21 protein-coding genes are annotated in these 23,712 nt (G+C 65.3%); 17 read left to right on the forward strand and 4 right to left on the reverse strand.

Annotation, left to right across the window (positions count from 1 at the left end):
• The first annotated feature begins 108 nt into the window (after nt 1-108).
• The 3 genes from hrcA to ACFWIX_RS11090 are packed head-to-tail and all read left to right on the forward strand — an operon-like array spanning nt 109 to nt 3,056.
• Complete coding sequence (gene hrcA / locus ACFWIX_RS11080) at nt 109-1,122, forward strand: heat-inducible transcriptional repressor HrcA (RefSeq protein ID WP_377216161.1); 1,014 nt, start codon at nt 109-111, stop codon at nt 1,120-1,122.
• Nucleotides 1,123-1,149: 27 nt separating this feature from the next.
• Nucleotides 1,150-2,277, forward strand: a complete 1,128-nt coding sequence (dnaJ, locus tag ACFWIX_RS11085) for a molecular chaperone DnaJ (RefSeq protein WP_377216162.1) — start codon at nt 1,150-1,152, stop codon at nt 2,275-2,277.
• A gap of 2 nt (nt 2,278-2,279) precedes the next feature.
• Nucleotides 2,280-3,056 carry a 16S rRNA (uracil(1498)-N(3))-methyltransferase gene (locus ACFWIX_RS11090; RefSeq protein WP_377216163.1) on the forward strand — a complete coding sequence of 259 codons (777 nt, stop codon included), beginning with the start codon at nt 2,280-2,282 and terminating at the stop codon, nt 3,054-3,056.
• Here ACFWIX_RS11090 and ACFWIX_RS11095 read toward each other — a convergent pair.
• Complete coding sequence (locus tag ACFWIX_RS11095; protein WP_377216164.1) at nt 3,043-3,993, reverse strand: GerMN domain-containing protein; 951 nt, start codon at nt 3,991-3,993, stop codon at nt 3,043-3,045. The two genes, ACFWIX_RS11090 and ACFWIX_RS11095, sit on opposite strands and share 14 nt — an antisense overlap.
• A gap of 357 nt (nt 3,994-4,350) precedes the next feature.
• On the opposite strand from ACFWIX_RS11095, the gene ACFWIX_RS11100 reads away from it, so the two are divergent.
• The 5 genes from ACFWIX_RS11100 (at nt 4,351) to ACFWIX_RS11120 (ending at nt 9,859) form a co-directional block, all read left to right on the forward strand.
• Nucleotides 4,351-5,436, forward strand: a complete 1,086-nt coding sequence (locus ACFWIX_RS11100; RefSeq protein ID WP_377216165.1) for a PhoH family protein — start codon at nt 4,351-4,353, stop codon at nt 5,434-5,436.
• Nucleotides 5,433-5,906, forward strand: coding sequence for an rRNA maturation RNase YbeY (gene ybeY, locus ACFWIX_RS11105; protein WP_377216166.1), 474 nt, complete (start codon nt 5,433-5,435; stop codon nt 5,904-5,906). Before ACFWIX_RS11100 ends, ybeY begins: the two co-directional genes overlap by 4 nt.
• Nucleotides 5,903-7,234, forward strand: a complete 1,332-nt coding sequence (locus tag ACFWIX_RS11110) for a hemolysin family protein (protein ID WP_377216167.1) — start codon at nt 5,903-5,905, stop codon at nt 7,232-7,234. The genes ybeY and ACFWIX_RS11110 overlap by 4 nt, the downstream gene beginning before the upstream one ends.
• Nucleotides 7,218-8,177, forward strand: coding sequence for a GTPase Era (gene era, locus ACFWIX_RS11115; RefSeq protein WP_377216168.1), 960 nt, complete (start codon nt 7,218-7,220; stop codon nt 8,175-8,177). Before ACFWIX_RS11110 ends, era begins: the two co-directional genes overlap by 17 nt.
• Before the next feature lie 107 nt (nt 8,178-8,284).
• On the forward strand, nt 8,285-9,859 hold the full coding sequence (locus ACFWIX_RS11120; RefSeq protein WP_377216169.1) for an LCP family protein: 1,575 nt from the start codon (nt 8,285-8,287) through the stop codon (nt 9,857-9,859).
• Between the two features lie 24 nt (nt 9,860-9,883).
• Here ACFWIX_RS11120 and ACFWIX_RS11125 read toward each other — a convergent pair whose 3' ends face one another.
• On the reverse strand, nt 9,884-11,836 hold the full coding sequence (locus ACFWIX_RS11125) for a M13 family metallopeptidase (protein WP_377216170.1): 1,953 nt from the start codon (nt 11,834-11,836) through the stop codon (nt 9,884-9,886).
• A gap of 252 nt (nt 11,837-12,088) precedes the next feature.
• Here ACFWIX_RS11125 and leuA point away from each other — a divergent pair, with 252 nt between their 5' ends.
• The 3 genes from leuA (at nt 12,089) to ACFWIX_RS11140 (ending at nt 15,534) form a co-directional block, all read left to right on the forward strand.
• Nucleotides 12,089-13,828, forward strand: a complete 1,740-nt coding sequence (leuA, locus tag ACFWIX_RS11130; RefSeq protein WP_377216171.1) for a 2-isopropylmalate synthase — start codon at nt 12,089-12,091, stop codon at nt 13,826-13,828.
• 108 nt (nt 13,829-13,936) lie between these two features.
• Nucleotides 13,937-14,689 (forward strand): DNA repair protein RecO, encoded by a 753-nt coding sequence (gene recO / locus ACFWIX_RS11135; RefSeq protein WP_377216172.1) that lies wholly within the window; start codon nt 13,937-13,939, stop codon nt 14,687-14,689.
• A gap of 2 nt (nt 14,690-14,691) precedes the next feature.
• Nucleotides 14,692-15,534: an isoprenyl transferase gene (locus tag ACFWIX_RS11140; protein ID WP_377216173.1), complete on the forward strand. Its 843-nt coding sequence runs from the start codon at nt 14,692-14,694 to the stop codon at nt 15,532-15,534.
• On the opposite strand, the gene ACFWIX_RS11145 is transcribed toward ACFWIX_RS11140, so the two are convergent.
• Nucleotides 15,474-16,505 carry an alpha/beta hydrolase gene (locus tag ACFWIX_RS11145; RefSeq protein WP_377216174.1) on the reverse strand — a complete coding sequence of 344 codons (1,032 nt, stop codon included), beginning with the start codon at nt 16,503-16,505 and terminating at the stop codon, nt 15,474-15,476. The two genes, ACFWIX_RS11140 and ACFWIX_RS11145, sit on opposite strands and share 61 nt — an antisense overlap.
• 105 nt (nt 16,506-16,610) lie before the next feature.
• On the opposite strand from ACFWIX_RS11145, the gene ACFWIX_RS11150 reads away from it, so the two are divergent.
• Nucleotides 16,611-17,687 carry a quinone-dependent dihydroorotate dehydrogenase gene (locus ACFWIX_RS11150; RefSeq protein WP_377216175.1) on the forward strand — a complete coding sequence of 359 codons (1,077 nt, stop codon included), beginning with the start codon at nt 16,611-16,613 and terminating at the stop codon, nt 17,685-17,687.
• A 113-nt stretch (nt 17,688-17,800) separates the two neighbouring features.
• Here ACFWIX_RS11150 and ACFWIX_RS11155 read toward each other — a convergent pair whose 3' ends face one another.
• The gene (locus ACFWIX_RS11155; protein ID WP_377216176.1) at nt 17,801-18,403 is read right to left on the reverse strand and encodes a DUF3043 domain-containing protein; all 603 of its coding nucleotides are present in this window, start codon (nt 18,401-18,403) and stop codon (nt 17,801-17,803) included.
• A gap of 67 nt (nt 18,404-18,470) precedes the next feature.
• Here ACFWIX_RS11155 and ACFWIX_RS11160 point away from each other — a divergent pair, with 67 nt between their 5' ends.
• The 5 genes from ACFWIX_RS11160 (at nt 18,471) to ACFWIX_RS11180 (ending at nt 23,599) form a co-directional block, all read left to right on the forward strand.
• Nucleotides 18,471-19,907 carry a dipeptidase gene (locus ACFWIX_RS11160; protein ID WP_377216177.1) on the forward strand — a complete coding sequence of 479 codons (1,437 nt, stop codon included), beginning with the start codon at nt 18,471-18,473 and terminating at the stop codon, nt 19,905-19,907.
• Nucleotides 19,908-20,015: 108 nt separating this feature from the next.
• Nucleotides 20,016-20,405, forward strand: a complete 390-nt coding sequence (locus ACFWIX_RS11165) for a HesB/IscA family protein (protein WP_377216178.1) — start codon at nt 20,016-20,018, stop codon at nt 20,403-20,405.
• 185 nt (nt 20,406-20,590) lie between these two features.
• A complete protein-coding gene (gene coxB / locus ACFWIX_RS11170; RefSeq protein WP_377216179.1) occupies nt 20,591-21,463 on the forward strand; it encodes a cytochrome c oxidase subunit II in 873 nt (290 codons plus the stop codon).
• Between the two features lie 10 nt (nt 21,464-21,473).
• On the forward strand, nt 21,474-23,201 hold the full coding sequence (gene ctaD / locus ACFWIX_RS11175) for a cytochrome c oxidase subunit I (RefSeq protein ID WP_377216180.1): 1,728 nt from the start codon (nt 21,474-21,476) through the stop codon (nt 23,199-23,201).
• Complete coding sequence (locus ACFWIX_RS11180) at nt 23,198-23,599, forward strand: cytochrome c oxidase subunit 4 (RefSeq protein ID WP_377216181.1); 402 nt, start codon at nt 23,198-23,200, stop codon at nt 23,597-23,599. The genes ctaD and ACFWIX_RS11180 overlap by 4 nt, the downstream gene beginning before the upstream one ends.
• Nucleotides 23,600-23,712: the final 113 nt, after the last annotated feature.

The raw sequence follows: 23,712 nt of genomic DNA on the forward strand, positions 1-23,712 counted from the left end.
GGGCCGAGGCATAATAGACTGTTAGCACTAAGGCATGTCGAGTGCTAACCGCCAAGGCGGACTGAACGGGGAGGCGAGGCCGTCCCGGACCCTGGATGGAGGTGGAGTGTGAGCGAACCGCGCAAGCTGGAAGTGCTGCGGGCCATCGTCGAGGACTACGTCCACTCGCGCGAACCGGTGGGTTCGAAGGCCCTCGTGGAGCGGCACCATCTTGGCGTTTCCAGCGCAACCATCCGCAACGACATGGCCGCTTTGGAGGATGAGGGACTCATTACCGCGCCGCACACCAGTGCGGGCCGGATACCCACGGACAAGGGCTACCGGCTGTTCGTGGACCAAATCTCGGCAGTGAAGCCCCTGTCCCAGGCGGAGCGCCGCGCCATCCAGTCGCTGCTGGAGGGCGCGGACGACCTCGACGACGTCCTGGACCGGACCGTGCGCCTGCTGTCGCAGCTCACCAACCAGGTGGCCGTGGTGCAGTATCCGCACCTCAGCCGGGCGCTGGTCCGCCACATCGAATTCGTACTGCTGGCCCCGCGCAAGGTGCTGGTGGTGCTGATCGCCAACAGCGGCAAGGTGGACCAGCGGGTGATCGACGTCGGGCAGGACCTGGGGGACGACGCCCTGGCCGCGCTGCGGACCCGCTTCCTGGGATCGCTGGGCGGAACTCCGCTCAGCCAGCTGGCCCAGTCCCTCTCCGCAGTAGTCACCGCGGTTAGCCCCGGGCAGCGGCAGGCGGCACAGGCCCTGGCGCACGGCCTCGAAGCGTTGGCACACAACAGCCGGGAAGACCGTATGGTCATGGCCGGCACAGCAAATCTGGCCCGTTCCAACGTGGACTTTCCGCTGAGTATCGGCCCTGTCCTGGAAGCCTTGGAGGAGCAGGTGGTCATGCTGCGCCTCCTGAGCGAAATGGCGCAGGACCACCGCGGCGTGGCCGTGAGCATCGGCCGGGAAAACCCCTACGACGGCCTGGCGGAAGCTTCCGTGGTGGCCACGGGCTACGGTCCGGACAGCGCAGCGAAAATCGGAGTACTCGGGCCCACCCGGATGGACTATCCCACCACCATGGCCGCTGTGCGCGCCGTGGCACGGTACCTGTCCCGGATCCTGGGACCCTGACGTTACAACAAGGAAGAGAAACCAACTTTGAGCAGCCACTATGACGTCCTTGGAGTCTCGCCGGAGGCTACGGGGGAAGAGATCAAAAAGGCCTACCGCAAGCTGGCCCGCACGCTCCACCCCGACGTCAACCCCGGCCAGGATGCCTCGGACCGCTTCAAGGCAGTGACCCACGCCTACGAGGTCCTCTCGGACCCGCAGAAGCGCCGTGTCTACGACACCACGGGGAACGAGAACGGCACCGACAACGGTTTCGGCGGCGGCGGATATGCAGGCCAGGGGTTTGCGTTCCAGGACATCTTTGACACGTTCTTCGGCGCCGGCGGCACCACCGGTCCGGCATCGCGTGTACGGCGCGGACAGGACGCCCTGATCAGCGTCCGCATCGAGCTGCGCGACGCCGTTTTCGGTGTCAACAAGAAGCTTGAGGTGGATACCGCGGTCACCTGCCCCACCTGCGAAGGTTCCTGCTGCCAGCCGGGCTCCCACCCGGAGCGCTGCGACATCTGCGGCGGCAGCGGCCAGGTCCAGCGGGCGGTCCGCTCGATCCTGGGCCAGGTCATGACCGCCGCACCCTGCGGCAGCTGCGAAGGTTTCGGCACTGTCATCAAGGATCCCTGCAACGAGTGCAGCGGCCAGGGCCGTATCCGCAGCCGCCGGTCACTGACCATCAAGGTGCCTGCCGGCGTTGCCACCGGCACCCGGATCCAGCTCTCGGGACAGGGAGAGGCGGGCCCCGCCGGCGGTCCGTCAGGCGATCTTTACGTGGAAATCCGCGTCAACAACGATGCCACCTACGTCCGCGACGGCGATGACCTGCACGCCACCTTGAACATCCCCATGACGGCGGCAGCGCTGGGCACCGATGTCAGCCTGGAGACCTTCGACGGGATCCAGGAAATCGACGTCAAGCCGGGCACGCAGTCGGGCGAAATCATCACCCTCCGCGGACTTGGCGTAACCCACCTGCGCGGCTACGGCCGCGGAGACCTGAAGGTCCACCTGCAGGTGGAAACCCCGGCACGGCTGGATGCTGCCCAGGAAGACCTGCTGCGCCAGCTGGCCAAGCTGCGTGGAGAACAGATCACCGAAGGCAAGCTGGCCGCCAGCGGCGGCATGTTCGCCAAGCTCCGGGACCGGCTGGGTAACCTGTAGCGGTGAGCAACCCGGTCTTTTTCGCCCCCGCCGGAAGCCTCGACGGGGTTCGTCCCGGCGCGCTCTTCGTCCTGGAAGGCCCCGAGGCGCGGCACGCAGTCGCCGTAAAACGCCTGGCGCAGGGTGAACCCTTGGACATCGTGGACGGCGTCGGCAGGCGCCTGACCGGGACGGTCACCTCGTCCGGGCCGTCCCGGCTGGAAGTCGAGTGCCTTACCATCACAGCCGAGGCACGGCCGGACGTCAGGCTGATACTGGTACAGGCCCTCGCTAAGGGCGACCGGGACGAACTGGCCATCGAGACGGCCACTGAATTGGGCATCGACGCGGTTGTTCCGTGGCAGTCGGAACGTTCCATCGTGCGCTGGAAGGGTGACCGGGCCGCAAAGGCGCACTCCAAATGGCAGTCCGTGGTTGCGGCGGCCGCAAAGCAGGCGCGGCGCGCGTGGATCCCCGAGGTGCGTCCCGCGGTCGACACCTCCGCGCTTGCCGCGGCCGTGGAAGCCGCAGACCTGGCCGTGATCCTGCATGAGGACGCGGTCCGCCCGCTGCGAAACGTCCTTGAAGCATGGCGGGTCCGTGGCGACGGCGTGCGGGAAGTGCTGCTGATCGTTGGTCCGGAAGGCGGCATCAGTCCGCGCGAGGTGACACGGCTGTGCGATAAGGGGGCGGTGACGGCCTTGCTCGGCACGCACGTCCTGCGTTCCTCGACGGCCGGGCCCGCCGCCGTCGTCCTCGCCAGCGATGTCTTGGGCCGCTGGGACACTACCGGACGGTAAACGACCTGGTATCTGCGTTCCGGTCGGGTCCGTCACCGGCACCCGCCTGCGCAACTTTCAGCTCGTAGTCACCAGCGGGAAGCTTCAGGTCCAGGGTGAAGACGCCGGACCGCCCGGCTTCCGCGGCGGCTGTCGCTTCACCGGTGAGGTACGGCGCCTTCGCCTCGCCCTCGGCGCCCTTCAGGACCTGCCAGCGCAGCTTGCTTCCGGCCTTGGTGCTGCGTCCGGTGATCTTGACGGTACCCGCGCCCAGTTCCACGCCCTCCTGCGGGTCGATGATCCAGACCGGAGCCACCATCCCGGGCGCGCGCGACATCAGGTCGCCCAGCTGGATATGTTTGAAGGCGGGATAGTCGGTATGGCCGTCCACCAGGATGCGCACCCTGATCTGCTGGCCGGAGTCGATCAGCCCGGAACTCGCCGCGGCGGCCGTTGCCGTGTACACCAGTTGCTGCACCGCGCGGGCAGCCATATCCGCATCGAGGTTGCTGTTGAAGGCATCCTCGGAGACGTCCACGTTGATGACGTCCTTGCCCGAGATGGACGTGGCAAGGCTGCTGGGATTCTGCCAGGGCGTGAAGAAATCAGGATCCAGCGGCTCCTCGGACATCATGGCCCGCAGCGCCCGGGTCACGGGATTCTCCTGCTCCGGCACGTCCCGGAACTCGCGGTAAAGGAAGACGCTCGGGCCGCTGCGGCCAATCCAATAGACCGGGGCCTTGTTGGAGGACTGTGTCGTTTCAAGCGGTGCGCTTGTGGCCGGGACGCCCGGAGTTCCCGCTGCAGTCGTGCCGGAGCCGGAAGGTGTTGTGGGTTCCGGGACAGGCTCTGCGATGCATCCGGTCAGCAGGGGCACCGCCAGAAAACCCGCCACGACCGCGGTACGCACACGGCGGTCCGCGCGTGCGCCCCTGCGGGGAGCGGTGGTTTCCGGCACGATGATGTCCCTGTCCTTTCTGGGTGGTGCGCCGATCCCCGGGCGGCTCCTTCCAACGGAAGCTGGATTTCCAGCATCGCACAGGACCCGTGGCTGGAACCCCGGATCAGACCCTCCGGAGCGAACTGCAACGGGAACGATATCCGGCTGATATGAACTTGAGACATAATCGGCCGGTGCCGCCGGTCGGCACCCCGGGGCAGGCTTACGTGAGCGGTCAGGAGCGGCCGGAGGGGGCCTCCTGGCGTAAGATGTAAGGACCCGTTGGGAAGAACGACGCCGGCACCGGCTCCGCCCTTTCCCGGCGGCAAACGTTTATCAGACTTGAAGGGGATCACGGGCCCGCGGGCCAGCACTATGACTGAATCAGCGAACGGAAAGCGCCGGCTCACCGGAGAGGGCGCCGCAGCAGAGTTCCCCCATTCCCTTCCGGGAGTCCGGACGGAGGTGGTCCTCTTCGATAACTCCGACCAGATGGTTCAGTCCCTGGGCAGCCATGATGAAGCGCTTCGCTTTATCGAGGAGCAGTTCCCCAACGTCAACTTCCACGTCCGTGGCAACGAACTGACCATCAGCGGCCCGCCCGCTGAGGTGCCGCGGATCATGCGACTCCTCGACGAGGTCCGAGGACTGGTGTCGCGTGGGACTGTGATTACTCCCGCTGTGCTGCAGCAGCTTGCCGCGCTTTTGCGCAGCCAGTCCCTGCAGAACCCTGTCGACGTTCTGACCCACGACATCCTCTCCAGCCGGGGCCGTACCATCCGGCCGAAGACGCTGAACCAGAAGAACTACGTGGACGCCATCGATGACAACACGGTGATCTTCGGCATCGGCCCTGCGGGTACGGGGAAGACTTACCTGGCCATGGCGAAAGCCGTCCAGGCGCTCCAGCAGAAGGAAGTCAGCCGCATCATCCTCACCCGCCCCGCAGTGGAGGCCGGTGAGCGGCTGGGATTCCTGCCGGGCACGCTCAGCGACAAAATCGACCCCTATCTGCGCCCCCTCTACGATGCCCTGCACGACATGATGGACCCCGAGTCCATTCCCCGGCTCATGGCGGCCGGGACCATCGAGGTGGCACCCTTGGCCTACATGCGCGGACGCACGCTCAATGATGCCTTCATCATCCTCGACGAAGCCCAGAACACCACGCCGGAACAGATGAAGATGTTCCTGACCAGGCTCGGATTCGGTTCCAAGATGGTGGTCACCGGCGACGTGACGCAGGTGGACCTGCCCTTCGGCACCCGTTCCGGACTCCGCATCGTGGAGGAGATACTGCACGGCATCGAGGGCGTCAACTTCTCCGTCCTCGATGCAGCAGACGTGGTCCGGCACCGGCTGGTGGGCGACATCGTTAATGCCTACAGTCTCTGGGATGACGCGCAGCGCAGCCGCGTCAAACATTCGACCGTACGGGATAAGCGGGGGGAACACGCGTGAGCATCGAGGTTAACAACGAATCCGGGGTCCGGGTGGACGAAGCGGCGCTGGTCGCCCTGGCGAGGTACATCTTCGAACAGCTCTTCATCCATCCACAGGCAGAACTTTCCATCCTGCTGGTTGATGAACCCGCCATGGAGAAGCTGCACATCGAACTGATGGACGAGCCGGGGGCCACGGACGTGCTGTCCGTTCCTATGGACGAGCTGACCCCCGGCACCCCGGACCGGCCAACGCCTCAGGGCATGCTGGGCGATATTGCCATCTGCCCCCAGGTGGCCGAGGTTCAGGCCCGCAACGCCGGCCACGGCCTTGAGGACGAGATGCTGCTGCTCACGACGCATGGAATCCTGCACCTGCTCGGCTATGACCACGCAGAACCCGAGGAGAAGGCCGAGATGTTCGGGCTCCAGCGTGAACTGCTCGCCGGGTTTACGGGCAAAGAAGCGCCTGCCGAGACCACCCAGTGACCGAATCGCTCCTGGTCTTCATGGCCTTGGTTTTCCTTGGCACGGCGGCGGTACTGACGGCGGCCGAGGCCGCGTTCAATTTCCTTCCACGCCACGAGGCCGAAGACGCCCTGGCGCGCAATCCGGCGGGGACCATGCGGAAGATCCTCGCCCATCCCGTAGCCCACATCCGTGCCCTGCGGTTCTGGCGTATCTGGTTCGAGATGGCCTCGGCAGTGGCAGTGGCAGTGCTCCTCTACAGCCTGCTGGACAACGTATGGCTGGCCGGCCTCGCTGCCACCGGCATCATGGCCCTTCTCGGTTTCGTCATTGTCGGTGTCTCGCCCCGCCAGTTCGGCCGGCTGCACTCCACCGCCGTGGTCCGGTTCACCGCGCCCATGATCCGTTTCCTGACCTGGGTCCTCGGCCCCATCCCCGGCTGGCTGGTGGCACTTGGCAGCTCAGCGGCCCCCGGGGCGCCCATCGGTGACGAGGCGTTCTTCAGCGAGCAGGAGTTCCGCGAACTGGTGGAACGGGCCAGTGAATCGGACATGATCGAGGACACCGAAGCGGAGATGATCCAATCGGTCTTCGACTTTGGAGACACGCTGGTGCGCGCCGTGATGGTTCCGCGGACGGACATCCTGAGCATCGACGCCGGGTCCACCCTCCGGCAGGCCATGTCGCTCTTCCTGCGTTCCGGCTACTCGCGGGTGCCAGTCATCCGTGAGGACACCGACCACATCCTGGGGATTGTCTATCTCAAGGATGTCGCCGCAGTCCTGCACCGGCTGGCACCGGGCGAGGAGCCGCCGCCCGTGGAGACGCTGGCCCGGGACGTGCGTTACGTACCGGAGTCAAAACCGGTCAGTGACCTGCTCAGGGAGTTGCAGAAGGAATCCACGCACGTCGCTATCGTGATTGACGAATACGGCGGCACGGCCGGGCTGGTAACCCTCGAAGACCTGATCGAGGAAATTGTCGGCGAAATCGTCGACGAATACGACACGGAAAGCGCTGAGGCTGTCGAACTCGGCGACGGATCCTTCCGTGTCAGCGCACGGATGAGCATCGACGACCTCGGCGAGCTGTTCGATTTCGAACTCGACGACGACGAGGTGGACACGGTGGGCGGGCTCCTGGCCAAGGCACTGGGACGGGTACCGATCGTTGGCAGCGCCGTCCAGGTCCACGGGCTCTCATTGCGTGCCGACCGGCTGGAAGGCCGCCGCAACCGCGTCAGCCACATTATTGCGGCGCGGGTGACAAAAGAAGACACTGACCTTGAAGACCTCCTCGACGAGGCCGAAGCAACCCAGCAGGGAGTTCCACGTGAGCAAGAAAAATAAGGCCGCAGGCGAAGAAGACTTCGGCGGTTTCCGGGCAGGGTTCTCGGTGCTGGTGGGCCGCCCCAACGCCGGCAAGTCCACCCTCACCAACGCTCTGGTGGGCAAGAAAGTGGCCATCACTTCGGCCAAGCCACAAACCACGCGGCACACCATCCGCGGCATCGTGCACCGTGATGATGCCCAGCTGATCCTAGTGGACACACCCGGCCTCCACCGGCCCCGCACCCTCCTGGGCAAGCGGCTGAACGACCTCGTGGCGGACACCCTGGCCGAGGTTGACGCAATCGGTTTCTGCCTGCCGGCCAACGAAAAAATCGGCCCCGGAGACAAGTTCATCGCGGCCCAGCTGGCCGCCGTAGGGCGCAAACCGGTGATCGCGATCGTGACCAAGGCGGACCTTGTTGACCGGCAGGCGCTGACGGAGCAGCTGCTGGCGGTTGCTGCGCTGGGCCGGGAGGTCATGGGAGAGGATGGCTGGAAGGACATCGTGCCCGTTTCGGCCAGCGACGGATTCCAGGTAGGGACCGTGGCCGACGTGCTGATCAGCCACATGCCGCCGTCGCCCCCGCTGTACCCCGATGGAGAGCTTACGGACGAGCCCGAGGCCGTCATGGTTGCCGAGCTTATCCGCGAGGCTGCACTGGAGGGCGTCCGCGACGAATTGCCGCACTCGCTTGCCGTCGTCGTCGAGGAAATTGTGCCGCGCGAAGACCGGCCCGAGGACAACCCGCTGCTGGACGTCCGTGTGAACCTGTATGTGGAGCGTCCCTCGCAGAAGGCAATCATCATCGGCAAGGGCGGAAGCAGGTTGCGGGAAGTGGGAACCAACGCCCGCAAGGGGATTGAGGCGCTGCTCGGAACAAGGATCTACCTGGACCTCCATGTGAAGGTGGCCAAGGACTGGCAGCGGGATCCCAAGCAGCTGGTTAAACTCGGCTTCTGACCCGTTGGCTGCCGGCATCGCCCCGGGGTCGGCGCGCTGTGGGGTAAGTTCCCAGACTGGACCACTAAAATGGACCGGATTTTGTTTTTTAGAGGAAGGTTCAGCACGTGGGTCGAGGCCGCGACAAACGCCAGAACGCGACGGGTGCCGCCGCCGGTCCGGCGCCGGTATCCCGTCACTCCGGCACGGGGCCCGCCGGAGCCGCGCGCCACATGGGCCGTCCGCACGGCATGCCACTGTGGCTGAAGATCGTGACCGGAATCCTCACCGTGGCCCTTGCAGGAGCCCTGGTTTTTGCCGGCTTCTGGTTCCTGCGGCTGCAGAACAACATCTCCAAGGCGCCTCTGAATGCCGGCGGCGGCGGGAACGAGGTTGCCGATGACGCCAAGGGCAGGCTGCAGATCCTGATCCTGGGGTCGGACACGCGGGACGGGAAGAACTCGAAATACGGTGTCGCTGAGGATTCAACCGGTTACGGCAACTCGGACGTCATGATGCTCATGGACATCTCGGAGGACAACAGGCGCGTCAGCGTGGTCAGTTTCCCCCGCGACCTCCTGGTGGACATCCCTGAGTGCAAGGACCCCGAATCCGGCAAGACGTTCCCGGCGCGGTCCGGCGTCATGATCAATGAGGCCATGGCGGAAGCGGGCATTGGCTGCGCCGTGGATACAGTCAATGAAATTACCGGCCTGGAGGTGGACCACTTCATGATGGCCGACTTCAACGCGGTCAAGGAGCTCTCGAACGCAGTGGGCGGCGTAGAGGTCTGCATCAGCGATGCCGTTTACGACCCCGACTCGCGCCTGCGCCTGCCGGCCGGAACCTCATCCGTCCAGGGCGAAATGGCCTTGGCTTTCCTCCGTACCCGCCACGCTTTTGCCGACGGCGGCGACCTGGGACGTATCAAGGCCCAGCAGGGCTTCCTCTCTTCGCTGACCAGGAAGATCAAGGACGAGGGAACCCTGTCGGACCCGCCCCGCATGCTGAAAATAGCCGATGTGGTGACGAAGAACCTCACCGTTGATGAAGGACTGGCCTCCGTGCCCACCCTGCTGACCATCGGCACCAGGCTCAAGGACATCGACGTCAGCAAGGTGGCCTTTGTCGCAGTCCCCACCAGGCCCGCCCAGAGCGACTCCAACCGCCTTGAGATCGCGGAGCCGGCAGGATCGCAGCTTTTTGCCGCCATGCGCAAGGACGTGGACCTTACCGATCCCGCGGCCCCGGCCACACCTTCGCCCGGTGCCACGCCAAAGCCGACGACCCCCGCCCCCACGCCAAGCGCTCCGCCTGCGCAGCCTTATGACAAGACCCTGCAGCCGGTCGCAGTAGCCAACGGAACCGGCGAGCCGGGCCGCGCGCAGGAGATCGTGGAAGCGGTGATCGCCGCAGGGTTCACCCAGGCCAGCCAGTTCGAGGCTACTCCGGTGGAACAGTCCGTGGTGTACCACGGCGCCGACTTCGCCGACGTGGCGCGGGACGTGGCAAAGATCTTCGGAATTCCGGCGGCCCAGATCCTTCCTGCCGACGGGGTCTATGGCGTCCAGGTGTACCTGGGAACAGATTTCCCGTCTGGGGTGAAGTACGGCGGGGTCGCGCTGCCGAAGGACATTGTCAACCAGACGGCCAAGGACAGCACCTGCCAGCAGGCCAATCCTGCACTGATTGTGCAGGAATAGGGCCGGCCGGCAGGTACAGGACGGCTACCAGATACTCACGCGTTCGTCCGGGGCCATCCACATGCCGTCCTGTTCGGTGACGGCAAAGGCGTCATGGAAGGCGTCCAGGTTGCGCGCGATGGCGTTGGTGCGGAACTCGTTGGGGGAGTGTGGGTCCGTGGCCAGGCGCCGCACCGCCTCCTCGTGCCTGATCACCTGGCGCCAGCCGGCGGCCCAGGATGCAAAGAACCGCTGCTGGCCGGTCAGGCCGTCCAGGACTTCCGGCTCCTTGCCGTCCAGGCTGATCAGGTAGGCCTTATGGGCGATGGCCAGGCCCGCCAGGTCGCCGATGTTTTCGCCGAGGGTAAGCCGGCCGTTAACGTTATGGCCGGGTGCCGCATAGGGGGACAGGGCATCGTACTGGGAGACCAGCCTTGCGGTGAGCGACTCGAACGCCTTCCGGTCCTCGTCGGTCCACCAGTTCCGCAGGGTACCCCCGCCGTCAAACTGGGATCCCTGGTCGTCGAAGCCGTGGCCGATTTCGTGGCCGATAACTGCCCCGATGCCCCCATAGTTGACAGCATCATCAGCGTCCGCAGTGAAGAACGGCGGCTGCAGGATGGCGGCCGGGAACACGATCTCGTTCATCATCGGGTGGTAGTAGGCATTGACCGTCTGCGGCGTCATCAGCCATTTGTCCCGATCCACCGGCTTGCCTACCTCGTCAAGGTGGCGGTCGACGTCGGCGTTATGGGCGCGCTCCACGTTGCCGAGGAGGTCGTGGCGGTCGATCTCCACGGCTGAGTAGTCAATCCACTTGTCCGGGTATCCGATTTTCGCGCGGAAGGCTTCCAGCTTGCGGAGCGCTTCGGCGATCGTTGCTCCGCCCATCCAGCTCACCGAGGTGATGCTTCGGCGGTACGCTTCGATGAGGTTGTCGACCAGTGCCTGCATCCGGGCTTTGTGCGTTTCCGGGAAGTGGCGTTCCACGTAGATCTGGCCCACGGCTTCACCAAGGCCGGCCTCCACGGCGCCGACAGCCCGCTTCCAGCGAACTTTATTCTGCGGGGTGCCGCTCAACGCGGTGCCGTAGAAGGCAAAGTTGGCGTCCACGAAGGCGGAGGACAGGTAAGGGGCGGCGGCACTGATGACCCGCATGGCCAGCCAATCCTGCCAGGTGGAGAGCGGCACCTCGTCCAGGAGTCCTGCCGTACCTTCAAAGAAGTCCGGGGTGCTGACCACCAGTTCGGTGCGCTTGTCCTCTTCGATGCCGGCCGCCTCGCACCACCCGGGAAAGTGGGGGAAAAGTTCGGCGGCCTCCCCGGCGGTTTTCAGATTGTAGGTTTTCTGGGGGTCGCGGAGGGTGACGTTGTCCCAGTGGTGCGCCGCAAGCCGGGTTTCCAGCTCGACCACCCGCGTGGCGGCAGCAGCAGCGTCCGGCAACTCAGCCAGGGCGAACATCCGCTCCACATGGCCGGTGTAAGCGGACACCAGCGGAGCAAACTTCTCTTCGCGGTAATACGACTCGTCGGGAAGGCCAAGGCCGCCCTGGCCGATATAGAGCAGGATGCGGTCAGGGTTCCCGGCGTCCGGAGCAGGGTAGATGTAGAACAGGCCACCGACGTCCGCCCGGAACAGGCGGCCCGTCAGGGACACCAGGTCAGCTACGGAGGAGGTGGCGAAGACATCCGACAGCCGCCGCCGAATCGGCTCCATGCCCTTGGCTTCCACTCCGGCCTCATCCATGAAGCTGTTGTAGAGGTCGCCGATCTTCCGTTCGATGCCGGTTGCCGCGGCACCCTTGCCGGCGGCTTCCTCGATGATGGCGCGCACTGCCAGCTCAGAGCCGTCGCGGAGCGCAGTGAACGTGCCTTCAAGCGGCCGGTCTTCGGGAATCTGTGTGGCCTTCAGCCAGGCCCCGTTCACGTGCCGGTAAAGGTCATCCTGCGGCCGGACGGTGTGGTCGAAGGTGGATAGGTCGATGCCGGAATTAGGCACTGAAACTCCTTTGGCCGCAGGGCCGTACCGGTGTCGGTTCGGCCTCGCGTCTGCATGGTGGACGTTACGGACGGTAGCGCCCTTTCATCTTACGCACCCGTGTTACCCTCAAATGGTGCGTGCAGAACTGCTTCTCCTTAGCTGCCGCGGCGAGGCCACAGACGCGATCTAGCGCAAGGCCCACCCTCGCTGCGGAGTTTGTGTTGCCCGGCCACCTTTCAACGAAGAACCACAGAAAAGGCCCCGATAGTAATGCGAAACGCACAGAAGCCCTCAGGAATGCCTGCCCACCGCTATACCCCGTTCCAGGACCTGATCACGGTCGAACTGCCCGACCGCACCTGGCCGGACAAGGTCATCACCAAGGCTCCGCGCTGGTGCGCCGTAGACCTGCGCGATGGCAACCAGGCGCTGATCGATCCCATGAGCCCCGCCCGCAAAATGAAGATGTTCGATCTGCTGGTGCGCATGGGCTACAAGGAGATCGAGGTCGGGTTCCCGTCGGCGTCGCAGACAGACTTCGACTTCGTCCGCCAGCTCATCGAAGGCAACCACATTCCGGACGACGTCACCATCCAGGTTCTCACCCAGGCCCGGGAACACCTGATCGAACGGACCTACGAGTCCCTGGTCGGCGCCAAGCAAGCCATTGTCCACCTGTATAACTCCACGTCCGTGCTGCAGCGCCGCGTCGTCTTCAACCAGGACGAGGACGGCATCCTGGACATCGCGTTGCAGGGTGCGCGGCTGTGTAAGAAGTACGAGGAAACCCTCGTGGACACGCACGTGACTTACGAATACTCCCCGGAATCCTTTACCGGCACCGAACTGGAGTATGCCGCGCGGGTGTGCAACGCCGTCGCCGATGTCTTTGAAGCCTCCGCGGACCGCCAGGTCATCATCAACCTGCCGGCCACGGTGGAGATGGCCACGCCCAATGTGTACGCCGACTCCATTGAATGGATGAGCCGGCACCTGCACCCCCGCGAGGGCATCATCCTCTCGCTGCACCCGCACAATGACCGCGGCACCGGCGTGGCCGCCGCCGAGCTGGGCTACTTGGCCGGCGCGGACCGCATCGAGGGCTGCCTGTTCGGCAACGGAGAACGTACCGGCAACGTCGACCTTGTCACTCTGGGCCTGAACATGTTCGTGCAGGGCATCGATCCCATGATTGACTTCTCCAACATCGACGACGTCCGCCGCACCGTAGAGTACTGCAACCAGCTGCCCGTCCCCGAGCGTTCGCCCTACGGCGGCGACCTGGTCTTCACGGCTTTCTCCGGCTCGCACCAGGACGCCATCAAGAAAGGCCTGGAAGCCTTGGAGCGCGATGCGGCCGCGGCCGGCCAAGACATTGCCGACTTCAAGTGGGAAGTTCCCTACCTGCCTGTGGACCCCAAGGATCTGGGCCGGAGCTACGAGGCCGTCATCCGGGTCAACTCCCAGTCCGGCAAGGGCGGCGTTGCCTACCTGCTCAAGAACGAGCACAGCCTGGACCTGCCCCGCCGCGCACAGATCGAGTTCTCCGGCGTGATCCAGCGCCGCACGGACACTGTCGGCGGCGAGGTCAGCGGCGCACAGCTGTGGCAGATCTTCCAGGACGAATACCTGCCCTCGGGCCGGGAAGACGGGCAGTGGGGCCGCTACTCCCTGGGGGCGGTCAAGACGGAAACAGACGACGACGGCGGCATGACGTTGCATGCGTCCCTCACCGTGGACGGCGTGCAGGCCAACCGGACAGGCACCGGAAACGGTCCCATCGCCGCGCTGCTGAGCATCCTGCGCGAAGACGGGGTGGACGTGCGGGTGCTGGACTACAGCGAACACGCACTCTCCGAGGGCGGCAACGCCATGGCCGCCGCCTACGTCGAGTGCGCGGTGGGGGAGCGGGTCCTGTGGGGCGTCGGCATTGACGCCAACACGAGCATGTCCTCCCTGAAAGCCGTCATCTCGGCCGTCAACCGGGCCATCCGGGACGCACAGGCCTGACCCCGCCGGCCAAAGTGCCGCCGGATTTTCCGGCGGCACTTTGTCGTTTGTCGGAACTGGGCAGTGCACGGCGGAACAATGCCGCCGCCGGGGATGGGAAGATAAAGCGTGGCCCAACAGTCTTTCGCTTCCCGCGCGTACCGGGACGACGCCGTCGTGCTCCGTACCCACAAGCTGGGAGAGGCGGACCGCATCATCACCCTGCTCACCAAGCACCACGGCCAGGTCCGGGCGGTGGCCAAGGGGGTGCGGCGGACCAGCAGCCGGTTTGGCGCCCGGCTGGAACCCTTCATGGTGGCTGACCTGCAGCTCGTTTCCGGGCGGACGCTGGATATCGTCACGCAGGCGGTGGCCAAGGGCGCCTATGGCGGGAGCATTGCCGCCGACTACGGCAGGTATACGGTAGCCGCGGCCATGACGGAGACCGCCGAGAAGCTGACGGACGTGGACGGCGAAGCCGGTACCGCCCAATACAACCTGCTGGTGGGCGCCCTCGCCGCGCTCAGCCGGGACGACCATGCAGCCGGGCTGATCCTGGATTCCTACCTGCTGCGTGCCCTGGCTACCGGCGGCTGGGCACCGAGCTTCACGGACTGCGCCCGCTGCGGCGCACCCGGTCCACACTCTGCCTTCTCGGCTCCGCTGGGCGGCATGGTGTGCGGGGACTGCCGGCCGCCGGGTTCACCGGCACCTGCCGCGGAGACGGTGGTGCTTCTGGCCGCACTGCTGACCGGTGACTGGGCCACCGCCGATGCCTCCCTGCCCGTCCACCGGAAGGAGGCCGCCGGCCTGGTAGCCGCCTACCTGCAGTGGCACCTCGAAAGAGTCCTGAAATCCCTCAAGCATGTGGAGCGTAGCTGACAGTGGCCCTCGGAAAAAAGAAGAACGCCGCCCGGCGCACCCGTCCCGTCGTGGCACCGTACCCGCACCCCTCGGGTGCGGAGGCGCCCGCCATACCGCAGGAGTTTATCCCGCGCCACGTGGCCATCGTGATGGACGGCAACGGACGGTGGGCCAACCAGCGCGGCCTGCCCCGCATCGAAGGGCACAAGGCGGGCGAACCGGCGCTGCTGGATGTCATGGCCGGTGCCATCGAGTTGGGGATCGAGTACGTGAGCGTGTATGCGTTCTCCACGGAAAATTGGCGCCGCTCCCCGGAGGAAGTCCGTTTCCTGATGGGATTTAACAAGGATGTGCTACGCCGCCAAAGGAACCAGCTCGACGAGTGGGGGGTTCGAGTCCGCTGGGCCGGCAGGAGGCCGCGGCTCTGGGGGTCCGTTATCAGGGAACTGGAGGATGCGGAGGAATTCACTGCCGGGAACAGCACCTGTACGTTGACCATGTGTGTTAATTACGGCGGCCGTGCGGAGATCACCGACGCCGTTTCCGCCATCGCGGAGGATGTCGCCGCCGGCAGGATCAAGCCCGGCGCCATCACCGAACGCACCATCCAGAAGTACCTGGACGAGCCGGACCTGCCGGACGTGGACCTGTTCCTGCGCAGCTCCGGTGAGCAGCGCCTTTCCAACTTCCTGCTCTGGCAGTCGGCCTACGCCGAATTCGTCTTCATGGATACCCTGTGGCCGGACGTGGACCGCAGGACCCTGTGGGCGGCCGTGGAAGAGTACGCGCAGCGGGACCGGCGCTATGGCGGTGCCGTGGATGCGGCATCTCCGGACTCCGCGCCGCCCGCCTCGCTACCATAGGCGGCCAGCCAGCGTCCCAGCCGGGCATACGCGTCGTGCCGGACTGCCGCAGGTGAAAGGAACACGTCATGGAGCCCGCCGTCGATCCGTTCCACGGTCACGGTACGGCCAAGCGTCAGTGCACGGGCTGCGATGATGCCCACGTCAAGGACGGCGTCGGCCCGCCGCATCTCATCCGACCAGAAGAGCCCCGTGGCGCTGGTCCGGGACAGCAGCACCAGGACGGGCATCTCCAGTCCCAGCCCCCGCGCCACCTGCGCGTGGCCGGACAGCACCGCGTTCAGCCAGCCCGCACGGACGGGAAAAGCCATCGGAGGCCTGTAACGGTCGTCCAGGTTCCATTCGCCTTCGGCCGCGCTGCTGATGGTACGCCAGTAGTAGCCGCGCTCCGGTAGGCGCAGCACCGCTTCAGGACGGAAACGTGCCACAGGACCAACCATGCCCGCCGCGGCGCGGCGGACCAGCGAGCTCCCGTGCATCTCCAGCCAAGGACTGTTGAGGACCAGCCCGGCGAGACCTTCCGGGTGCCGGCTGGCCCAGAGGGCCGCGACCAATCCGCCGGTGGAGTGCCCCATCAGCGTCAGGGGCGCGCCCGCTTCGTCACGGATGAGGCTGGTGGCCGTGGCCAGTTCGGCGTCATAGTCTGCGAGGTCTGCCACATAGCCGCCCGGCAGCCCGGGCCGGATGCTCCGGCCATGGTTGTGCATGTCGAGGGCATAGAACGCATAGCCGCGCCTTGCCCAGAAGCGGGCGAGGTCGGTGTTGAAGAAGTAATCGCTCCAGCCGTGCAGGAAGAGCACGGCGCCTACCGCCGGCCGCCGGCCCCGTGCCTCCGCCGGAGGGGGATCCGCGGATTCGGCGCCGGGGTGCAGCCTCACCAGGGTGGCGGTCCGCTGCACCCCGTCCTCACCGGCGGCAACGAAGGCCAGCGACTCGAAGCCGCCGCCCAGAATGTCCTGCTCCCACTGCATGGCCCCATATTAACCAACCGGCAGCTACCTGCCCCGGATGACTGTTCCCCGGGCCGTTACAGGGCGCGGTTTGGTCTGGGCTTCCGAAACCGGAAAACTAGAGGCATGCGCGTTTACCCCACTTTCTTCAGGCTTGCCTTTTCATGGATGGACGCTGAGCGCGCCCACACCCTCGGGTTCAAGGGGATCCGCCTTGCCCACCGCACGGGTGCCGGGAAGGTCCTGCAGAAACTGACAGCCCCGCCTGCCTCGCTGCAGACAACGGCTTTGGGCCTGACATTTCCGTCTCCTTTCGGCCTCGCAGCCGGCTTTGACAAGGAAGGCCACGGCATTGAAGCCCTCACCGAACTCGGCTTCGGCCATGTCGAGGTGGGCACCATCACCGGGCAGGCGCAGCCGGGCAACGAGAAGCCCCGGCTGTTCCGGCTGATCCAGGACCGCGCCGTCATCAACCGCATGGGGTTCAATAACGACGGCGCCGCGGCAGTAGCGCCGCGCCTTAAGGCCGCGCGCGCCGCACTTCAGCGCAAGCACCCTGCGGTCCGGCCGGTCATCGGCGTGAACATCGGCAAGACCAAAGCTGTTGAACTCGAAGACGCCGTGGCCGATTACCTTGTCAGTGCCCGCAACCTGGCCCCGGCCACAGACTATTTGGTGGTTAACGTCAGTTCTCCGAATACCCCGGGCCTGCGGCTGCTGCAGGACGTCGAAACGCTTCGCCCGCTGCTGTTAGCAGTGGGGGAGGAAGCCGACCGCGCGGCCGGCCGGCACGTGCCGCTCCTCGTCAAGATCGCGCCGGACCTGAGCGATGAGGATATTGACGATGTTGCCCGCCTTGCGCTGGACCTGAAGCTGGACGGCATCATCGCTACCAACACCACCATCGCGCGCACCGGCCTTGCCTCGCCCGCGGACGAGGTGGAGCGCTGCGGTGCCGGTGGCCTCTCCGGCGCGCCCCTCAAGCATCGTTCCCTGGAAGTGCTGCGGCGGCTCAAGCAGTCCGTTGGCGACCAACTCACCCTGGTGGCTGTGGGCGGCGTGGAAACAGCCCGGGACGTGCAGGAACGGCTGGATGCAGGTGCCACCCTGGTACAGGGCTACACGGCGTTCCTCTACGAGGGTCCGTTCTGGGCGGCCCGCATTAACAAGGGACTGGCCCGGAACCGGCGCCAGGCACGCTAACGCCCTGAAGAGGTCTGTGCAGTAAAGAGTTCCGGTGCATAAACGAATGAACCCCGGCGGACTGGTCCACCGGGGTTCTGCCGTCTTGGACGGCAAGGGAATAATGACGCCGGTCAGACCGGGTACTGGCCGCGCTTGACCTGGGGTTTGGGAAGCCGCAGCTTTCGGAACTGGAGTGACCGCATGGATCCGTACCAGACGGTTCCGCGTTCCACCTCGCCGAACTTTGATTCAAGGGCCCTGCGGAGTTTACGGGACAGGATGAACACGTCCACGAAGACGGCCAGGAACATCAACCAGAAGCCACCCAGCACGTAGACCATCAGGTCGCTGGAGGCCGGCACCACGAGGGAAACCAGCACAAAGACCAGCGCGCCGAACATCAGGTACTCGCCCAGGCTGAACCGTGCATCCACATAGTCGCGGGCAAAGCGCTTCTGCGGACCCTTGTCCCGCAGCGGCAGGAACCTTTCGTCGCCGGTGTCCAGGGCCTGGCGCATCTTCAGCCGCTGCTCCTGCACCGCCTGGCGTTCGGCTGCCTTGGATGCCTTGCGGTCCTCGGGCACCAATGGCCGCTTGCGGGCTGCTTCCTGGGCCTTGCGGGTGGGGGTCGGCGCGCCTTTTCCGGTCGCTCCGCCCTGGCGCGCCGCGGCTTCTGCCGCCTGCTGGTCTACTGATTCCTGCGCCGAGGGCGCTTCCTTTTTACGTCCGAACACCCGTACAGAATACCTTGTGCGCGCAGGCGCGAACCGCGCCTGATGTGACGGAGGTAATGTTCTCGGCATGACTTCCAACCCCGCCCAAAACAGCCTGACGGAAGATCTCCGCTCAGCAATCGACGCCAGCTTCCACGACACCCTCGCCCGGCTCAAGGAACTCGTGGCCATCCCGGGGATCGCGTGGCCCAGTTTCGACCGTGCCCCGCTCGACCACAGTGCCGAGGCCACCGCCGCACTCCTGCGGACCGCCGGCCTGGCCGAAGTCCGCGTGCTGGGCTGCGACAAGGAGGACGGGACGCCCGGGGGACCCGCCGTCGTCGCCCGCCGTCCCGCGCGGGACGGAAAGCCGACCATCCTTCTCTATGCCCACCACGACGTCCAGCCCGCCGGCGACGAGACGCTGTGGGAGACCCAGCCGTTCACCGCCGTCGAAAAGGACGGGAGGCTGTACGGCCGCGGCGCGGCGGACGACAAGGCCGGGATCATGGCGCACGTCGCGGCCTACGCCGCGGCGGCGGAAGTCCTGGGCGACTCCTTCGGGCTGGGCGTGACCTTCTTCTTCGAGGGCGAGGAAGAAGCAGGATCACCCACGTTCCGGACCTTCCTGGAAGCGAACCGGGAACTGCTCCGGGCGGACGTCATCGTGGTGGCCGATTCCAGCAACTGGAAGGTGGGCACGCCGGCACTGACCACCAGCCTGCGCGGCCTCGTTGACGGCACCATCGAGGTCCAGGTCCTCGACCATGCAGTGCACTCGGGCATGTTCGGCGGCCCGGTGCTGGACGGACCCACGCTGCTGTCGCGTTTGATTGCCACCCTGCACGACGAGGACGGGAACGTGGCCGTCCGCGGACTGGTGGCCGCGGACACGGCAGCGGTGGACCTCCCGGAGGAGGATTACCGGGCGGACGCGTCCGTCCTGGCCGGGGTGCGCCTGGCCGGGACCGGAAGCATCGCCTCCCGGCTGTGGACCAAGCCTGCGCTGTCGATCATCGGCATTGATGCGCCGGCAGTGGATGTCGCGTCGAATACGCTGCTGCCCCGCGCCCGGGCAAAGTTCAGCCTGCGCCTGGCGCCGGGGCAGGATCCCGCCGAGGCCATGGCGGCCATGCGCCGGCATGTCGAAGAGAACGCACCCTTCGGCGCTAAAGTCGTCTTTACTCCGGGCGAGAGCGGTAATCCGTTCTCCACAGACACGTCCTCATCCGCGGCGGCCCTGGCCATGTGGGCGCTGGGCGAGGCCTGGGGCGTGCCCGCCGTGGAAACGGGCATCGGCGGCTCGATTCCCTTCATCGCGGACCTCACGGAGATGTACCCGGACGTGCAGATCCTCGTGACCGGAGTGGAGGACCCGGACTCACGGGCCCACAGCGCCAACGAGTCCCTGCACCTGGGCGATTTCCGCAACGCAATCCTGGCCGAAGCGCTCATGCTGGCACGGCTGAATAATGAGGGACTCCGGGAACAAGCGCAGGCCGGGCATGGTTACGCAGGGAGTTAGAGCTACACGCCTGTCCGACGTAGCATGTAGCTATAGCCCATACCGAATCCGTAAGGGCAGGCACTGCTACGGCAGTGCCGCCAGGACCGCTCAAAGAAGGTAGGCCACATGAGCACCGCAACCAATGAGAACAGCACTGAAACCACCGCCGCGGCCAGTGACGAACTAGCCGTCCATGAGGTTAACCTCACCGACGTCGCCGCAGGCAAGGTACGCAGCCTTCTCGAACAGGAAGGCCGCACGGACCTGCGCCTTCGGGTTGCCGTGCAGCCCGGCGGCTGCTCAGGGCTGATCTACCAGCTCTACTTCGACGAAAGGCTGCTGGACGGGGACGCCGTCCGGGACTTCGACGGCGTGGAAGTTGTCGTAGACAAGATGAGCGTTCCGTACCTCACCGGCGCCAGCATTGACTTCGAGGACACCATCTCCAAGCAGGGCTTCACCATCGACAACCCCAACGCCGGTGGCTCCTGCGCCTGTGGAGATTCCTTCCACTAGCCCGGTTGTTTCGCCCGATGCCGGCGCCGAACGCCCCGCGAGGAGAACAGCGGGGAGCCACGGCGCCGACATGTGGGCGAAACGCCCGGCGGAGCGGTAAGCTCTACACCGAGTAGTAAAACTTTTAGTGTGCCCGGAGCGCCAATGGCTGCCCGGGCAACAGCATCAAGTAGGAAGGGCCGTCTGTGAGTTCGCAGAACCGAACCGGCAGCCGACGCAAAACGATCACCACGATCACAGGCTTGGCAGTTGCCGGCGCGTTGGTTTTGACCGGATGTTCGCCAGAGGTAGAGAAGGGGTGGCTGCCCACCGAGCGTGGCACCACCAGCAACACCGACCGCATCATGGACCTCTGGGTCAACTCATGGATTGCCGCCCTCGTGGTGGGTGTCATTACCTGGGGCCTGATCATCTGGTGCCTGGTGGCCTACCGCCGGCGCAAGGGGACCGTGGGTTTCCCGCGGCAGACCAGCTTCAACCTGCCCCTGGAAGTCTTCTACCTGACCATCCCCATCTTCATGGTCCTGGTGTTCTTCTACTTCACCGACCGCGACCAGCAGGCCATTGACGACCGGTCGCAGCCTGCGGACGTCGTTGTGGATGTCCGCGGCAAGCAGTGGGCCTGGGACTTCAACTACAAGGCTGGAGACGTCATTGAAGAAGACGTCCACGAGGCCGGCGTGCAGGCGCACCTGACGGGCAACACCATCGACAAGGAATTGCTTCCCACGCTGTATCTGCCGGTTAACAAGTCGGTTGACCTCGAGCTCAACGCCCGTGACGTCATCCACTCTTTCTGGGTACCCGCTTTCCTGCAGAAGCGCGACATGATCCCGGGCAAGACCAACTACATGCGGTTCACCCCCACCAAAGAGGGAACCTACGACGGCAAGTGTGCCGAACTCTGCGGTGAGTACCACTCCGAAATGCTGTTCCGCGTCAAGGTGGTGTCCGAAGCTGAATTCCAGGCCCACCTGGAGGAACTGAAGGCGGCCGGCAACACGGGCCTGATCGGCAACGAGTACGACCGCAACCCGAACGTGAACGACATCAAGTAAGGGCAGCGACGTGGCTACATACACCCAACCCGCACCCACCGGAGCCCTGGCTGCTCCCGTGGTTCCCAAATCCAAGGGACGCATCGTCGTCAACTGGATCACCTCCACTGACCACAAGACCATCGGGTACATGTACCTGATCGCGTCCTTCGTGTTCTTCTGCTTCGGCGGCGTCATGGCGCTGCTGATCCGTGCCGAACTCTTCGAGCCGGGCATGCAGATCCTGCAGACCAAGGAACAGTACAACCAGCTGTTCACCATGCACGGCACGGTCATGCTGCTGATGTTCGCCACCCCGCTCTTCGCCGGGTTCGCGAACGTCATCATGCCGCTCCAGATCGGTGCGCCTGACGTTGCGTTCCCGCGACTGAACGCCTTGGCCTTCTGGTTCTTCCTGTTCGGCTCCACGATTGCGGTGTCCGGCTTCATCACCCCGCAGGGAGCGGCCTCCTTCGGCTGGTTTGCCTACGCGCCGCTGTCCAATACCACGTTCAGCCCCGGCGTCGGCGGTGACCTCTGGGTCTTCGGCCTGGCACTGTCCGGTTTCGGAACGATCCTTGGTGCCGTCAACTTCATCACCACGATCATCTGCATGCGTGCCCCGGGCATGACCATGTGGCGGATGCCGATCTTCACCTGGAACACGCTTATCACCGCGATCCTGGTCCTGATGGCCTTCCCGCCGCTGGCTGCAGCGCTGTTCGCCCTCGGCGCCGACCGCCGGTTCGGTGCACACATCTTCGACCCGGAAAACGGCGGCGCAGTGCTCTGGCAGCACCTGTTCTGGTTCTTCGGCCACCCCGAGGTCTACATCATCGCCCTGCCGTTCTTCGGCATCGTTTCGGAGATCTTCCCGGTGTTCAGCCGCAAGCCGATCTTCGGTTACAAGGGCCTGGTGTACGCGACCATTGCCATCGCCGCCCTGTCGGTGACCGTTTGGGCCCACCACATGTACGTGACCGGCTCGGTACTGCTGCCGTTCTTCGCCTTCATGACCATGCTCATCGCAGTGCCCACCGGCGTGAAGTTCTTCAACTGGATCGGCACCATGTGGCGGGGTTCGCTGACGTTCGAGACCCCCATGCTGTGGAGCATCGGCTTCATCATCACCTTCCTCTTCGGTGGCCTGACCGGCATCATCCTGGCTTCGCCGCCGCTGGACTTCCACGTTTCGGACTCCTACTTCGTGGTGGCGCACTTCCACTATGTGGTGTTCGGTACCGTTGTGTTCGCCATGTTCGCAGGCTTCTACTTCTGGTGGCCCAAGTGGACCGGCAAGATGCTGAACGAGCGCCTGGGCAAGATCCACTTCTGGCTCCTGTTCCTCGGCTTCCACGGCACCTTCCTCATCCAGCACTGGCTGGGCGTCGAGGGAATGCCCCGCCGCTACGCCGACTACTTGGTGGAGGACAACTTCACTTGGATGAACCAGTTCTCCACCGTTGCATCCTTTGTCCTGGGCGCTTCGCTGATCCCGTTCTTCTGGAACGTCTACATCACCTGGCGCAGCAACGACCGCGTCACCGTGGATGACCCGTGGGGCTTCGGCGCGTCCCTGGAGTGGGCAACGTCCTGCCCGCCGCCGCGCCACAACTTCACCTCACTGCCCCGGATCCGTTCGGAGCGTCCCGCCCTGGACCTGCACCACCCGGAGCTGCGTCAGGTGCACACCGTCGAGTCGCCCGCTCCCGTTGCACAGGCATTGGGCAACGCTGACCAGAAGGACACTGCCCAGTGAAAATCGAATCTTGGATCTTTGGAGCCGGAGTATTCTTCTTCGTTCCCGTTTCGATCGTCTATGGTTTCCTGACCGACTGGAGCGAGTGGGTCGGCATCCTGGGCGTCCTGCTGGTCGGCGGGCTCGCCGGAATGATCGGCGCCTACCTCGGTTTCACGGCCAAGCGGGTAGGCCTCCGTCCCGAGGACCGCAGCGACGCTGAAATCCACGAAGGCGCCGGCGAGCAGGGGCACTTCAGCCCCTGGAGCTGGTGGCCGCTGGTTCTCGGCCTGGCCTGCGCAGGTGGCTTCCTGGGTCTGGCTGTCGGTTGGTGGATCGTCTTCGTAGCTGCTGGCCTGGCGGTCGTCGCCCTTGTCGGCTGGGTGTACGAATACAGCCGTGGAGACCACGCGCACTAGGACACCACATATAGCCAAACGGCGCCGGGCACCCGCCCCGCCATGTTGCGGAAAGCGGGGCATTAGCGGTCTAGACCTGCCATAAAATGGATGCTGCAACCCAACGGCAGGGA

This window comes from Pseudarthrobacter sp. NPDC058362, assembly GCF_042723515.1.
Classification (GTDB): domain Bacteria; phylum Actinomycetota; class Actinomycetes; order Actinomycetales; family Micrococcaceae; genus Arthrobacter.

Coding starts and splice junctions, on each gene's coding strand:
- ACFWIX_RS11100 (WP_377216165.1), top strand. CDS start 4,351: ATGACTGAATCAGCGAACGGAAAGCGCCGGCTCACCGGAGAGGGCGCC.
- leuA (WP_377216171.1), top strand. CDS start 12,089: ATGCGAAACGCACAGAAGCCCTCAGGAATGCCTGCCCACCGCTATACC.
- ACFWIX_RS11145 (WP_377216174.1), bottom strand. CDS start 16,505: ATGCAGTGGGAGCAGGACATTCTGGGCGGCGGCTTCGAGTCGCTGGCC.
- ACFWIX_RS11150 (WP_377216175.1), top strand. CDS start 16,611: ATGCGCGTTTACCCCACTTTCTTCAGGCTTGCCTTTTCATGGATGGAC.
- ACFWIX_RS11160 (WP_377216177.1), top strand. CDS start 18,471: ATGACTTCCAACCCCGCCCAAAACAGCCTGACGGAAGATCTCCGCTCA.
- ACFWIX_RS11165 (WP_377216178.1), top strand. CDS start 20,016: ATGAGCACCGCAACCAATGAGAACAGCACTGAAACCACCGCCGCGGCC.